The sequence below is a fragment of the Rivularia sp. PCC 7116 genome (assembly GCF_000316665.1).
Taxonomy (GTDB): domain Bacteria; phylum Cyanobacteriota; class Cyanobacteriia; order Cyanobacteriales; family Nostocaceae; genus Rivularia.
In genome coordinates this window covers 6,034,450-6,048,559 of record NC_019678.1, presented here as the reverse complement: position 1 = coordinate 6,048,559, position 14,110 = coordinate 6,034,450, and the positions used below count along the sequence as shown (strand labels likewise).

The 14,110-nt window shown below is 37.5% G+C and carries 12 protein-coding genes and 1 pseudogene; 2 read left to right on the top strand and 11 right to left on the bottom strand.

What is annotated here, in order from left to right:
- Positions 1-11: 11 nt before the first annotated feature.
- From bshA to RIV7116_RS23355, 3 genes are all read right to left on the bottom strand, one after another.
- Positions 12-1,199, bottom strand: coding sequence for an N-acetyl-alpha-D-glucosaminyl L-malate synthase BshA (bshA, locus tag RIV7116_RS23365; protein WP_015120794.1), 1,188 nt, complete (start codon positions 1,197-1,199; stop codon positions 12-14).
- Between the two features lie 159 nt (positions 1,200-1,358).
- Entirely contained in the window at positions 1,359-4,742 is a 3,384-nt protein-coding gene (gene bshC, locus RIV7116_RS23360; protein WP_015120793.1) for a bacillithiol biosynthesis cysteine-adding enzyme BshC, read from the bottom strand.
- 223 nt (positions 4,743-4,965) lie between these two features.
- Positions 4,966-5,418 carry a hypothetical protein gene (locus tag RIV7116_RS23355; protein ID WP_015120792.1) on the bottom strand — a complete coding sequence of 151 codons (453 nt, stop codon included), beginning with the start codon at positions 5,416-5,418 and terminating at the stop codon, positions 4,966-4,968.
- Positions 5,419-5,816: 398 nt separating this feature from the next.
- Here RIV7116_RS23355 and RIV7116_RS23350 point away from each other — a divergent pair, with 398 nt between their 5' ends.
- On the top strand, positions 5,817-6,434 hold the full coding sequence (locus RIV7116_RS23350) for a TetR/AcrR family transcriptional regulator (RefSeq protein WP_015120791.1): 618 nt from the start codon (positions 5,817-5,819) through the stop codon (positions 6,432-6,434).
- 347 nt (positions 6,435-6,781) lie between these two features.
- On the opposite strand, the gene RIV7116_RS23345 is transcribed toward RIV7116_RS23350, so the two are convergent.
- Together RIV7116_RS23345 and RIV7116_RS23340 are read right to left on the bottom strand one after the other, a co-directional pair.
- Entirely contained in the window at positions 6,782-7,012 is a 231-nt protein-coding gene (locus tag RIV7116_RS23345; protein WP_015120790.1) for a peptidoglycan-binding protein, read from the bottom strand.
- A gap of 305 nt (positions 7,013-7,317) precedes the next feature.
- On the bottom strand, positions 7,318-7,500 hold the full coding sequence (locus RIV7116_RS23340) for a DUF4278 domain-containing protein (RefSeq protein WP_015120789.1): 183 nt from the start codon (positions 7,498-7,500) through the stop codon (positions 7,318-7,320).
- Positions 7,501-8,035: 535 nt separating this feature from the next.
- On the opposite strand from RIV7116_RS23340, the gene RIV7116_RS23335 reads away from it, so the two are divergent.
- Positions 8,036-9,112 (top strand): TrkA family potassium uptake protein, encoded by a 1,077-nt coding sequence (locus RIV7116_RS23335; RefSeq protein ID WP_015120788.1) that lies wholly within the window; start codon positions 8,036-8,038, stop codon positions 9,110-9,112.
- A 143-nt stretch (positions 9,113-9,255) separates the two neighbouring features.
- Here the strand turns inward: RIV7116_RS23335 and RIV7116_RS23330 are convergent, their stop codons facing one another.
- From RIV7116_RS23330 to RIV7116_RS34130, 6 genes and pseudogenes are all read right to left on the bottom strand, one after another.
- Positions 9,256-9,810, bottom strand: coding sequence for a methylmalonic aciduria and homocystinuria type D protein (locus RIV7116_RS23330; RefSeq protein WP_015120787.1), 555 nt, complete (start codon positions 9,808-9,810; stop codon positions 9,256-9,258).
- 137 nt (positions 9,811-9,947) lie between these two features.
- Positions 9,948-10,160: a hypothetical protein gene (locus tag RIV7116_RS23325; protein WP_015120786.1), complete on the bottom strand. Its 213-nt coding sequence runs from the start codon at positions 10,158-10,160 to the stop codon at positions 9,948-9,950.
- 64 nt (positions 10,161-10,224) lie between these two features.
- Positions 10,225-10,683, bottom strand: a pseudogene (locus RIV7116_RS23320) (ExbD/TolR family protein).
- 87 nt (positions 10,684-10,770) lie between these two features.
- Positions 10,771-11,421 (bottom strand): MotA/TolQ/ExbB proton channel family protein, encoded by a 651-nt coding sequence (locus RIV7116_RS23315; RefSeq protein ID WP_015120785.1) that lies wholly within the window; start codon positions 11,419-11,421, stop codon positions 10,771-10,773.
- A gap of 87 nt (positions 11,422-11,508) precedes the next feature.
- Complete coding sequence (devC, locus tag RIV7116_RS23310) at positions 11,509-12,675, bottom strand: ABC transporter permease DevC (protein ID WP_015120784.1); 1,167 nt, start codon at positions 12,673-12,675, stop codon at positions 11,509-11,511.
- Between the two features lie 151 nt (positions 12,676-12,826).
- Positions 12,827-13,897, bottom strand: coding sequence for a pentapeptide repeat-containing protein (locus RIV7116_RS34130; protein ID WP_157229317.1), 1,071 nt, complete (start codon positions 13,895-13,897; stop codon positions 12,827-12,829).
- Positions 13,898-14,110: the final 213 nt, after the last annotated feature.

Genomic DNA, 14,110 nt, shown 5'->3' with positions numbered 1-14,110 from the left:
ACCTTTAACCTTTAATTAATTACAGCAGCAAACAAATTACTGTAATTTTGTAATTGATTTTGACGAGAAAAGCGGTGTTTGATTTTTTCGGGTAGGGTATTGCGGAGTTTTTGGTAAAGTTGGGGATTTTTGAATAACTGTACGACTTTTGCTGCCATTGCGGCGGTGTCTCCGGGTACGGATAATAACAATTCGGGTAAATCTTTGTCTAATAGTCCGATTACTTCTTCTAATCCACCGCAAAAGGTTCCGACTACGGGAACGCTACAAGCCATTGCTTCGAGTGCTGCTAAACAAAATGATTCGGATTGGCTGGTGACTAGTTGTAAATCGCTGATGCTCAACCAGCGAACAAGTTCTGATGGAGTTGCTGAGCCTAAGAAAATAACGTGTTCGGATACTCCCAAGGATAAAGCATGTTGTTTAGCTGTAGTTAAGTTGGGACCATCACCAATCATTAATAATCGAGCGGGTATTCCAGCACCTCGAACTCTTGCTAATACTGCGATCGCATCTAAGGGGCGTTTGACATCGCGCAAATTGGAGACGTGACAAAGGTTATAAGTATAATTTTGATTTGTATTCCACCTGGGGAAGGGTTGGAATAGATTTAAGTCGATAGCGTTGTGAATGACTGTGGGAGGGGTTTTTAATTCTAATAGTCTCACTGCTTCGTCGGCTAACCAGTGAGAAACAGCAGTAATGCGATCGCACTTTTCTATAGATTTTTTAAGTTTATATTTATACTGAGGTTCGCGTGCAAATTTAGTAATATCGCTACCATGTAAAGTCAAACAAACTTTTAATTTTCGATTTTTAGTTGCTAATTCTTGTTTAGCTAGCAAAGCTGCTTCAATTAATCCGACGGCGTAATGGATGTTTAATATGCCGATATTATGGGTTTCAATGTGGTGGATAATTTCGTTTGCTAATGGTTCAATCCATTGGGAATTTGCGGGGGTTGGGGTTTTTGGTGCGTTGACTGGTATGTAATTAACGGAATTGTTTTGGTTTACCCATTGAGCTTCGGGGCTGGTAAATAAAAATATAGAATTTCCCGTTGATGTAAGTTGTTGTGCTAGTTCGGTTGCTACTTTTCCGCTACCTCCAAGTCCTCCTAAGCATAAAATTGCGATTCTTTCTGATGGAAGGTTGGAGGTGATTGAGGAATAGTTTGTGATGGTTGGTGAGGAGAGCATGATTTTTTAAGAGAGGTGGAAGATAGGAAAAATATTTTTTGAAACGCAAAGGAGCGCTGAGGTTTACGCAGAGGAACGCAAAGGAAGAGGGGGGAGAGGGGGAAGAAAATAATATTCCAATTACCAATTACCCATTACCTATTACCAATGCCCCATGCCCTATGCCCAATTCCCAATTACCAATTTCTTTGGACTATCAATTTCGGCAATTCGTAGCAGATGAGGAATAATTGATTTACCGTGTTTGGCTATGAGTTCGGCTATTGAAAGATTTCTTTCTTGGGGAGAGTTATTGGGACTAATATTTGCTAAAGCTACTATTCCGGGTGTGTTTTGTCTTCTTCCTTCTCGTAGGATGTTGTTTTGCAAGTTACCCAGTTTTTTAGCCAGTTTTGAACTGTTCCGCAAGGGGGGTGGATTTCCTGGTGTACCGGAACTTTCTAGGTCTTGGGTAACTGTTCCGATTAAGGAATATAATTCGGTTTGAGCATGGTTAAACACTTTGGATATCCGATTTGTACCCCAAGATTGAATTATTGGTGCTGTTGTTGCTAACCAGTTTTCAATATCTTGTTGAAGTTTGAGGGGTTTATTTCCTAGGGGTTGATTTTCTTTTGCGATTTCGAGTAATTCAAAGCTTTGTTGCTGTAGCTGGTTTAATTCTTGGTAAGCGAGACGGATATTTTTAGGTAAACCAGCTATTCCGATTTGGGAACTAGCATCGGTTGAGTTCAGTAAATTAACTGTTCCACCTGCTTGATTTAATATATTAGCCGTACCGCTATCAATGACGGTAAATGAAGGTCTAGCGACTACTTCCGGTATCGGAATAGTTGCCCATTTATAAACTTCGGGTAGTTGAGTAAAATATTTTTGTTCGGTGGGACCGGCTATATAAGCAATTGTCGGTAAAACGGTATCTTGATATAAGGGACGTAATAATGCACTCGGCGTAAATCTTTCTGGCTGCTTTTCTAAAAGATATTTGAGTGTGGCTTTAGTAACAAAAAGATTGGTCTGTTGCAGTAGGAAACCTCCCTCAACCCTAATTAACCGTTGTCTGATACCGTTATTGTCTGTAAAGAATACTTGGGTAACGTCGCGGTTTGTTGGTATTATTTCGGTTTGTCCGGTATTAGCTAAAATTTGTCGGGAGCGTTGAAAAGCAAGTTGAGTTCCTTCACCGTGGAATAATTCTTTAGTAATTATATTTTTAGCAAGCTGAGCAAATTCGGGTTGATTGGGGTCAAGAATAATTAATCCAAATTCAGATGTGAGATAGTTTAACCAGCGTCCGAAGGCTTTAGCGAAATTAGTTTGTGGTTGATATATATTTCGCAGTACTTTGGAAATTTCTTGGCTGTGGGGAAGGTTTGCAAGTAAACGTTCTATTTCATCTAGTAGGGATTCGATTGTTAATCCTAAGTTTGTGGAGCCAACGGAACGGTTAGTTTTAGCTAAATCAAGGTTGAGGATTTCTGCTTCGGGACGTTTATTTAAGATTTTGACCTGTTGAACTTCGTCTATATCGTGGTCGTAACTTGCCATCCAAAATATAGGAACTGCTGGTATACCTTGCTCTGATAATACCCTCGCTAATTTAATTGCTCCCAAAGCTTTATAAAGGGTGTAAACGGGACCTCCTAATATTCCGACTTGTTGTCCGGTGACTACTGCTACGGTTTGTGAATCTAGGAGTTTATCAATATTTGCTTTTACTTCTTTTGAATTTCCCCAGGTTTCTGCTTGTTTTTTTAATAATTCTGCTAATTTATGTCGGGGATAATTTCTTTGACGGATTGAATTATAAATGGAATTCCAATTTCGGTGATTATACCCCTCTTCTTGACAAGGAGAGGGGAAGGGGTGAGGTTTTCTATCCGAGGTTAAAGAAATTGCTGTAATTAGATTGCTACAACATCGTCTTTGAAGGATTTGAATTGTTTCAAAGTTATTTTGGGGATTATCGGATTTGAGAAATGAAATTAACCTTTGTGTGGAATATCCTTGTGTTTGATGAGCAAGGATTGCTTTTAATTTCAATTCTTTGTCGATTTCAATTTTCCGAATTTTATTTCTACTATCGCGATCGCTAGAGTTTTCGGAAATATCTGGAATAATTGTCTGATGTTCGTCAACTGCCCAAGGTAATAAATTAGGAGAATCTGGAAGAATATATTTTGGGTCTGCTGCGAGATGATATCCTACAACTGCAACTGCTCCCAGTCCAAGATGATGTCCGTGTAAGGAATAGTTGGGGTCAACTTCTGGATGTAGAGTTAATAAAATTCGCGGTCGATGTTTACGAATTTGATGGACAATCAACGAAGCGGTTTTATCCAATCCCCATTCACAAAGAGTATCGGCTGCCGTTATCGGAATAGTACGAGCAGAATTACGATATTTACCAAAATCATCTAATCCTAAAGTTTCAACTCGTTCAATACCTAAAATTTCTACAGCACGATCTAATTCAGAAATTCTTTGATTGACAGCACCTCGTCCACCTTTGCCATCGGTTGCAACTACCAAACGTACTTTATATCCTGCTGCTGTTAAAGCTGCTATTGTTCCCCCAGCGTAAATTGATTCGTCATCGGGATGGGGCATTAATACTAAAATATCGGTTTCGGGTATTCTCTGACGCGAAAAAGCTGCTGTGACTTGAGTTAAAGGCAATTTTTTTGGTTCAATTTTACCCGATTCAACTTGCGATCGCAGTGTATTAACTAAAAATTGATTCTGCTTTTGAATCTCTTCTAAGTCGTCGCTCCACTGGGTTTGACTAATTCCCTTCATCAAAGGTTGACTGACAACAGAAACCAGTTTAGAACGGTCAACGCAAGCAGTGCGGTCAATATTAACTAACGATTCTGGTAAATTCTGTTTTTGTTTAGTACAACCAGCCACAATCAACTGATAGTATACCGGGTCGTTGCTATCCCCGTTATCGTAATAAGCCAAAAATGGTTGATGTTCCAACACTTGAAACTCAAATTGCTCCAACATCCTTTCTACATGATTCGGATTATGAGGTTGCGTTGCTTTACTAAAAGTTCTTTCTTGAGGGGGAATATAAGTAAAAGCAAGAATTCCACCGTTTGCAATTACCCATCTCAATTGTGCAAGGGTTTCTTGTAAATCAGTTGCAAAATGAAGCGCTCCACAACTGATAACAACATCAAAACTTTCCTTTAATAAACCAGCTTGACTCAAAGGAATATTAAAATCATGTTCTATCAAAGCATGAAACTGCGGATTTTTTGCCTTAGCTTCCTCCAACATCTTTTGGGAAATATCAATCCCAGTCACACAAGCTCCAGCCTCCAAATAAGGAACGCTAGCTTGTCCCGTTCCCACACCAATATCAAGTACCCGTAAATTACCCTTCGCTATAGCATGACCTAAAACAGCTTTGAGTAAATATTGAGGAGCAGACCAATTAAAACTACTAGTCCTCTCATCGTAAGATTCAGCCCAAGCTTCATAACGTTCGTGGGGAGTAGTCGCAATACCTGATAACATAGTTTGAGTTTGAGACATTTTTGTTAATTGGTAGTGGTACTTAGTAAAGAATCATTCACAGCATAAACAAACCAAGACTGTACTCAGTACTCAGTTTTTGCGTGGAGAAAATTATACTTACCCCATTCTTAAAAAGGGTTTGTAAACTTTTAAATAATTTTCTATATTTTTATTGTGAATCTAGAAAATGACATGAATATGACAGTCATTACAATTTTGATTCAATAATTTGAAGTTAAGCTTACAGTAACGATTTCGGGAATTTACCAAAACTCAAATGTTCCTTTACCAATCTCCATCCATTATCAAAACGTACCCAGTTATGAATAACATCTTGGCTTAACTTAATTTCTTCTCCATCTTTCGACTTACCACAACCAAACCAACAAAATGAAGATACTCCTAAACCGTTATCGACACAAATATTTAAATCATTTTCATCCTTAATTTCCCAATGACTAAATTTCTCCATTATTGGAACGAAAGTATCTATATATTGTTGTAAACTATGTAAAGTTGTAAGTTCAAAGTTAAAAACAACACCGAAGGAAATTTGTTTAGCAGCAAAAATATCTTCAAAACCCTTTCCCGTAAACGGTTTATCCTTCACATTCCAAACATCAATCCATTTTTGAATTAACCTACGAATCTCTTTTTCATCCCGCTTCACCGTAAAATCTATTACTTTACTCATAAGTAAATATCCTTATTATAAATACCATCAGCAATCTTCTAAAATTAATTACTGTCTGATTAACAAGCGTGAAAATAAGCTTTTATAATTAAACCTTACCGAAAATCCACCACCTACATACCTCCAATTCATTTTTTCAAATTATTTGTAAGACCAATTCTGTATGAGGTTGCGCTAAATTGCCCGCAGCGATAAGGCTGGGGCTACTCAAACAAAGCCCATCTACATGGGCTATATTCAACACTCTTGGAAGAAGGGACAAGAGTTGTAGCCATTAATCAATGCCAAACGAATATATAAGTTAAATGCGTAGCAGCTTATAAGACTATTTATATGACATTATTTGATTTATAATTTAAAATTTTATCGTTACGTAACGTTTTATTAAATTTAAAAATATGACAACAGCTAAAACAAGAAAAGGTAAAACACCTAGCAAGCAAGGAAGAGGAAGACCTCGGTGTGAAGAGGCTCATAAAAAAATCCTGAAAGCAGCTTATGAGATGCTTGACGAGGTGGGATTTATGGATTTGACAATTGAAGGAGTAGCAGCCAGAGCGGAAGTAGGGAAACCGACGATTTACAGACGTTGGAAAACTAAAGCACAGTTAGCGATGGATGCGTTTTTATCGGCAGTGAATCCGGAAATTGCTTTTCCCGATACGGGTTCGGTAGAAGAAGACTTTCGCGAGCAGATGAATAAAATTGTGAATTTGATGAATAGCTCTAGGGGGGAAATTTTAGCGACTGTTATTGGTAGCGGACAGGTTGATGATAATTTAATGGCAGCTTTCCGAGAAAATTGGCTGTTACCGAGAAGGGAAGATGCAAAGCGAATTTTTCAACGCGGGGTAGAGCGGGAAGAATTACGCGATGATGTTGATGCAGAAGTGGCAATTGATGCGCTTTATAGTCCTTTGTTTTACCGATTGCTGTTAAAGCACTTACCTTTAAGCGACAATTTTGTAGATGAACTAATTGATGTTGTGTTTAAGGGGTTAGCGGTTAATGATTAGAATTTAGCTGTTATAAGTAATCTGTATTAATTGATGCTTGAAATAAACTTACTTAAGTAAAATTGGCATTAGTTTATAAATTAATTTTGAGAAAATATTTGCTTTTATGTCATTTGTACGTTAGATGCATCCTTTCGTGCATCTGGCATTATTAATAATGCGTGAATATAAAAATGATATAATCTAATATTAAATTTTAAGCTTTCATAATGCTATTAACTAAACATATGGGTTGAATTAAGAGGTAACCTACGGTGAAAAAGACCTCCCACGCTCCGCGTGAATGGGTTGGGGTTGAAATCCCCATCAAAATTCCACCCAACTTCGGGTCTTCCCTCTTCCTTCGTTTAATACCACCAACATCTTACTAATGCAGACATGGTAGCGCGTCTGACTATTCCGTCAGCAGTCATAGCATTATTTTTCTGAAATTTGATGACAGCAGCTTTAGTTCTTTCGTCAAAAACACCATTACTTTTGCAAGAGTAAACGCCAACCAGCTTTAAACAATCTTGCAAATTAACTACAGCATCTCCGGTTGAACCTTCCCTAAGTGTGGCAAAAGAATTCTTAGCCATGATATTCACCGCACGAATTACAATTACTTAATTTAAATTCTTCTAGCGCATCAATCAAAACAAAATGCCTATAAATCAAATAATCTTTATCTGCCGAAACATTTATTAATAATTCATAGATGAATCGAACTAAATAAAAATTCAACTATAATTGCAGTTATTCATGAGGCAGAAGTAAGCAAGACAAGCTAAAGGTTATATTATTGAGACCAAATAGCTGTAAATATATTTGTAGTCTTACCTGCTTTATTTCCTACTTACCCTGTTTGGATTAAAGCTATTTGAAAAAACTAGAACACGAATAATCAATTTCTAAAATAAGGAATACCGCCATACATGAGAACTCTACTGAATTGATTATTTTTGAAAACTATAGAACGATGAATGCAATAAGCAATGCCGCGATAGATTGCAAATCTATTAGTTTCTACAGTTTTCGATGCAGAAGAATTACGTTCGTAAGATAAACCGCGATAAGTAAGAAACATTTTTCAATCCTGAATAATTATAGTAGTTGTGCTTGTTGGCTTGATATTAACTCAGAGCGAAATTTTCAATATAGGAATTAGGTTTCTAAAGCACTATAAAGAAAGTGAAGAATATGAGAGATAGCGATTTGAATTAAATATTTAATTCATGCTTAATTAATGTTTCATCAATATTGCCCAACTTATAGAAACTGCTTGAAAAATTGTGCAGTTGTTGATTTCGATATTTTTATATAGGATTCGTTTATATTGACTTATGCAGTTTGAAGGAAATGGTAAATACAAAAAATATTTTCTCCCCCTCTCCCCCTCTTCCCGGCATCGGCAAAGAATACATTAAATTATTTTCCTAAAGAATAATATCAAAGCAGCGAGAATAATGGTATTATTCGGTGTCGTAATCGCAAAATCAAAGACTTATTGAGCTTGATAACTAAATAATTAATAATTAGTATTACAAGAGTATTTACGATTATTTGTAATTTTCTTTGTAGTTTTATTTATGTTGGCAAACGTTCTGTAAGCTTGGAGAGCGATGAGAAAACCGGTTTTTTCGATATTAGAACAAAAATATCGTCGCATCCAGAAAGAATTAATGATTGGAACACTATCCCTTCTTGGGGTGTTGCTGACGGGAACTTTATGGTACAGGTTTATAGAAGGTTGGTCGTGGGAAGACGCAACTTACATGACATTTGTTACCTTGTCAACCGTTGGTTATGGAGAAACTCGACCTTTAGGAAGCCGAGGAAGATTATTTACTATCGCCTTAATTTTAATGGGGATAGTTACCATTGGTTATATTGTTAATCGATTTACAGAAGCCGTAATTCAAGGATATTTTCAAGAAGGAATTCGACTCAGGCAGCAGCGGCGAACAATGGAATCATTATCTAGACATTATATTATTTGCGGATTTAGTCGTACAGGTCGTCAAATTGCCCAGGAATTTGAAGCTGAAGGGGTACGTTTTGTAATTGTTGATTCGGAAGTAGAAACTGTAAGAGCAGCGCAAGAAGAAGGTTATACCATATATCAAGGTGATGCAACTTTAGATGAAACGCTGATGCGCGTCGGGATAGATAAGGCTACTTGTATTGTTGCCGCACTACCATCGGATGCTGAAAATTTATATATAGTTTTATCTGCAAAAACACTCAATCCCCGAATTCGAGCGATCGCCCGTGCGAGTACGGAGGAAGCATTACAAAAACTTCAGCGAGGGGGTGCTGATGCTGTAATTTCTCCTTATATCACCGGCGGTAGAAGAATGGCGGCTGCTGCTTTAAGACCCCAAGTAATGGATTTCGTAGACGGAATAATTTCGGGAACAGACCGAGAATTATACATGGAAGAAGTTTTAATTGATTACAAATCCTGTCCCTTCGTCGGTCAAAGTTTAGGGGAAGCCAGATTGCGAGCAAAAACTGGAGCTTTAATACTTGCCATCCGTCGCGCTAGTGGAGAATTAATTGGTGGCCCCACCGCAGATACTATTTTAATGACAGGGGACGTAATGATAAGTATGGGAACGGCGGAACAATTACGCGCTCTTAATAGAATACTTGGCCCTATTGATTCCAAGTCGTTGCGAAAGCCGAAGAAGGGTTAGAAGAGGGAGGGAGGGAGGGAGTGAGGGAGGGAGGGAGAGGGGGAAAAAATCTGATAGTCGTATTATATTTAGATACTGTTCCGCTAGTAATTTAATTTTTGGATGTCCCTAACCACTAACCACTAACCACTAACAACTAACAACTAAATAACTTCTTCCCAACCGTGTAAAATAGCGTTGGTTTTGATTGTGTGAGCGATGATGATTTTTGGTGCTGCTGATAATAGAATGCTTGGGTAAACTGCCGTTCCCCATTTAGGATGAATTAATACACGACATTTGTTGCAAATCATGGGATATTTAAGTAACTTTTTGACAACTGCGGTGTCATCGTGGGGAGTTTGTCCGGGATGAGATAAAAGCGGATAGCCGGTGCGGGGATCTATTAAGTCACTAAAATAATTTTTATCTTTTAAATCAAAGGCGACATCACAAGCAAATCTCATGAATTTCGCTCGCAAGCGTTGTTTTTCTGTTTCTACTCTGGGTGAACTTTCTGTAAGTGCAAATTGAGATTGTTGTAAGACAATCGCTACTGACATTCCTAACTTGTTGCTCCAATCTGGTAATATTCGCTGACAGTTTTTACGAACATACTGAGTCGGGGCATGAATGGAAATTTGGATTTCTTCTCCCCTTTGACTAACTAAGTTGATTTTATAGTCTTTTTTGAAAGGGTAAATTTTTGGATAGCTCACTAATTAAATAGGGTTTTTCCAAATTTTGATTCTTTGTATAGATGATAACTATTATTTTAAATAATCATCATCAACTATTAATTATCAGTGATTAATGAAAAATTATCAATAAAAAATTGTGACTTATTTATTAGTTATTAATTAAGTTTGAGTGAGTTAACTGGAACGTCATCCCAAGATTCTACGGTTCTCATTCGTGCTATCCAACCGGCTGCTAGCTGTACATCGCTTAAATCGTTTTTAAAAGACTCGTGGCAATCTTTGGCTTGAGACTCGTTACAGCAAGCAATACAAGCATAAATTAATCCGGAGGGGTCTATTTGTTCGTTTACCCAAATAGTTTTTTTCATATGTTTAGTTGTTAGTTATTAGTTATTAGTTTTTAGCTTAGAGGCTAAATGAAATCAAAAATTTCTATGGTTTTTCAGTAGCGATCGCCAATCGAACTCCGGGTATTTGCCGTAGTCTATCCATGACTGCTACCACTTTTCCGTGACCAACTTTTTCGTCTGCATTAACTATCACCAATCGTTGTTGATTTGCATTAGCTAATTTTTTGATTTGTGTTTCTAAATTATCCAGGGTAATTGGTGTACGATTCAAGCTAATTGTACCTAACTCGTCAATTGTGACGGCAATTGGTTCGGTAGCTTGTTGCTGTTGTGCCGATGAGGCTGATGGTAAATTTACTGGTAATCCTTCTAGTTTTGTCAAGAATAACGATGACATAATGAAAAAAGCCCTCCGGGTTCGCTAGTTTGGGGGACGGAAACCGACACCCCCAACTAGACTCACCAAAATTGCGAATATCACATCAATCATCGGTACAATATTAATCTGTGCTGGAATATCTGGTTCTTCTGGCAGTTTCATAATCTAATTGGTAATTGGTAATTGGTAATTGGTAATAGGGCATTGGGCATTGGTTACTGCTAACTGATAACTGTTCACTGTTCACTGCTAACTTCTAACTCCTAACTTATTGTCTCGTTCATAATGACGACGATAAAGTAATTCTAATTGTCCGCCGTATTCTTGAATTAATGCGATTTGTCGCTGATAAAGTCCGCGAAATGTGTTGGCGAATAATAATGTAAAGATAGCAACTATTAATCCAGCTGCTGTAGAAACTAATGCTTCGCTGATTCCTCCGGTAACGTTGGTTGTTTGGGTACCTCCAACATCGCCGAGATTGAGTGAAGCAAAAGAAGCAATTAATCCTAAAACGGTTCCTAAAAGTCCTAAGAGTGGTGAAAGAGAAATCACTGTATCGAAGATGTTTTGAAAGCGTTTTAGTAAAGGTATTTCGGCTTGTGCTTCACTTTCTAATGCCAGACGAAATTCTTCTGGGTTTGCTTCTTCTAACTCTAAAGCTGCTAAAAATATCCTAGCGATGGGTAAATCGGTATTTTGCTTGAGTTTTTCTAGGGCACTAACAACATTATCCTGACGATAAAGTTTGAGTACTTCTTCTACTATGCGGCTTTGACGATTACTTATTTTTACCCAAAACCGGATGCGTTCGATAATTAAAGCCCCCACTAATATCGAGAAAAATAGCAGGGGTATCATTACTATTCCACCTGCACTCAGCAAATTGGTAATTCCCATAGGCTTATCCACTCCTCAACAAAGCAAACTTAAACTAACAGAGTGCTTTTTACAATACCGCATTAGAATACAAGATTTAAAATACATCTAAAATACATCGGCTGGATCGGCAGACTGTAACTTTCTTATCGCCGTTAACCCGGAAATCAAGCACATAGTTACTGTTAATAGAAATACTATAATACTTCTTTGAGGAGTCATATAAATTGGTAGCAGTGTGGCGTAAGCTGCGAGTTTATAGATTGCCCAAGAAACTGTAAATGCTGGGATGTAGCCGAATACTGCTAAGACTAATGACTCTTGTACCAACACTCCAATTAAAAAGCGATCGCGATAACCCATTGCTTTGAGGGTGGCGTATTGGGGTAAGTGTGTGGCGACATCGGAATACATAATTTGATACACCACCATAGTACCTACAATAAAAGCGATAATTACACCAAAACCAAACACAAAACCGATGGGTGTAGTTTTTCCCCAATAAGCTTTTTCTGCGGCTTCAAAAGCTGGCACTGTGTAAATTTTCACGTCGTCGGGTAAACCAGCTTCTAAGTTACGACTAACTTGCTTGAGGTTGGCATTATTTTTAAGCTTAACCAAACCAAGTTTAACTTTGGTAACAGAAGAGTTAGGGAATAAATGTAAATATGTTGTATCGCTGGTAATTACATTGCCATAGGCGGCAAAGGAGGCACCTAAGTCAAACAAACCACCAACGCGAATTTTTAAGCCATTAAGCTCGGTTTCAACGGTTGAGTTTTGTTGAAATAAGGAGTCGATAGGGCCAAAAATAGGTAAGGATATGCGGTCAAATAATATGGTGTTTGGCTTCTGTAACTGCGGAATATTTTGGTTGATTTGGGGAGATTTAAATGCTGTGGTGCGGGGATCGGTACCAAAAACCAAAATAGTCTGGGAGTGAAGATTTTGAGGATTTTTCCACTTTCCGGGACTTATGTATAATGGGCTGACGGATTCTACTCCTTCAAATCCTAAAGCTTGATATAACCGCCGTCGAGGAAAGTTTTTGACTGAATATATAGACTCAAAATAACGATTAACAATAATTAAATCGGCATTTAGGCTTTTGTGTGGTGCGGTTGAACTGTCAAATAAGGAGGCTTCAAAGCCCATTTGCGAAAAAATTAAAATATTGGCGAAAGCAATACCAGCCACAGCAATTACAAAACAGTTCTTGTCTTTCATCAACTGTCGCCAAGCTATGGGGGTTTTGGTAAAAAGATGGTGAAGCATTGGCTGCTGTCTCCTGAAGGCGCTCAGTTTTGCGAATACAACTTGACTAAAGTTTCACAAAACTGCATTTCAACCACATAATATTTCGTTTAATCTTTAAAAACAGTTACCAGAAAGATTTTTTTGATATTTCTATTTCACTAATTTTGATTCAAATTAAACCCAGCTTTTGGCGAAATTCGGGTTTGTAGTCGGCTTTATCCCAGTTATTTGCAGCTTGAACTTGTTCTATAGTTAAATTTTTGGCAGTTTTGAGATTAGTACGATTTAGGTCTGCATTATTCAGATTGGCATTTTTTAAATCGGCACCTTCAAGATTGGCAAGGCTAAGATTAGCACGCTTGAGGTTCGCATTATGAAGATGTGCATTACTCAAATCGCTGTTCCAAAGATTGGCATCTACAAGATTGCTGTCTATAAGTTTTGATTCTCTCAAGTAGGTACGGCAGAGGTTAGCGTTTGTTAATTGAGTCCGATTCATATTTACACAATAAAGGTTGGCATTTCTCAAGTCTGTATTTTGAAGATTGGCATTAGTCAAATTAGCATTTTCGAGATTCGCATCAATCAAATCGGCATTGCTAAAATTCACAGCACTCAAGTTAGCCTTTCTCAAATCGGCATTTTCTAATTTAGCATTTTCAATGTCGGCACGGCTAAGGTCTGCTTTTTGAAGGTTGGCGTTTCTCAGTTTAGCACCGTTAAATTTAGCTTCTCTAAGTATGGCACCCTTAAAGTTGGAATTATTCAGACAAGTATCTCTAAAGTTGGCTCTGAATAAATCTGCTTTTTGTAGCTTAATACCCGTGAGGTCGGTACGATAAGCGGTTAAACCTGCTATGCTTTCGCGTTCTTTATTCAGATATTCTAATGCTTTTATACGTCCGCCGCTTCCCCCTTGACCTTGGGCTGAATTGACTACCTGCCATGCTTCATAATGAGTGCGCTTGCGTTGACTGGGAGCATCCCAGCTTAAAACAACTACGGTAATAATGGCAACTAAATGTTCTACATTTTGTACATCTTCAAAAAGGAACTTAAGAGCAACTTGACCCCAATCGTCCTTTCTTTCTTCTTCATCGCGATATTTTTTTGTAGTCAGAAAAACTTCTTTGTTATTGATGTTATTATCTTTTTCTGAGTTTAAATTTTCACTGGTACTAGAATAATTTTTAACCACTTTAATAGAACCAACAATCAAAATAAAAACGACAACAGCCATAAACAATCTTGTCGTAATTTTTTTCAGCCAATAAAAAATCAAATATAAATCTAGATTAGTTCTATTTTTCATTCTCTGCTTACAACAAAAGCACTAGAGTTTCATCTCAATTTTGAATTAAATAAAATCTATAAGCAAGTGCATTAATATAACCTATGTTTATTAAAATAAATTGCTTATGAAGCAAAATAAAATGTATCAAGCAGACCTGTA

Excerpts from the sequence above, each read along its gene's own strand:
- RIV7116_RS23315 (WP_015120785.1), bottom strand. The coding sequence starts at position 11,421 with ATGGGAATTACCAATTTGCTGAGTGCAGGTGGAATAGTAATGATACCC.
- RIV7116_RS23335 (WP_015120788.1), top strand. The coding sequence starts at position 8,036 with ATGAGAAAACCGGTTTTTTCGATATTAGAACAAAAATATCGTCGCATC.
- devC (WP_015120784.1), bottom strand. The coding sequence starts at position 12,675 with ATGCTTCACCATCTTTTTACCAAAACCCCCATAGCTTGGCGACAGTTG.
- RIV7116_RS23345 (WP_015120790.1), bottom strand. The coding sequence starts at position 7,012 with ATGGCTAAGAATTCTTTTGCCACACTTAGGGAAGGTTCAACCGGAGAT.
- RIV7116_RS34130 (WP_157229317.1), bottom strand. The coding sequence starts at position 13,897 with ATGGCTGTTGTCGTTTTTATTTTGATTGTTGGTTCTATTAAAGTGGTT.
- bshC (WP_015120793.1), bottom strand. The coding sequence starts at position 4,742 with ATGTCTCAAACTCAAACTATGTTATCAGGTATTGCGACTACTCCCCAC.
- bshA (WP_015120794.1), bottom strand. The coding sequence starts at position 1,199 with ATGCTCTCCTCACCAACCATCACAAACTATTCCTCAATCACCTCCAAC.
- RIV7116_RS23325 (WP_015120786.1), bottom strand. The coding sequence starts at position 10,160 with ATGAAAAAAACTATTTGGGTAAACGAACAAATAGACCCCTCCGGATTA.
- RIV7116_RS23350 (WP_015120791.1), top strand. The coding sequence starts at position 5,817 with ATGACAACAGCTAAAACAAGAAAAGGTAAAACACCTAGCAAGCAAGGA.
- RIV7116_RS23340 (WP_015120789.1), bottom strand. The coding sequence starts at position 7,500 with ATGTTTCTTACTTATCGCGGTTTATCTTACGAACGTAATTCTTCTGCA.
- RIV7116_RS23355 (WP_015120792.1), bottom strand. The coding sequence starts at position 5,418 with ATGAGTAAAGTAATAGATTTTACGGTGAAGCGGGATGAAAAAGAGATT.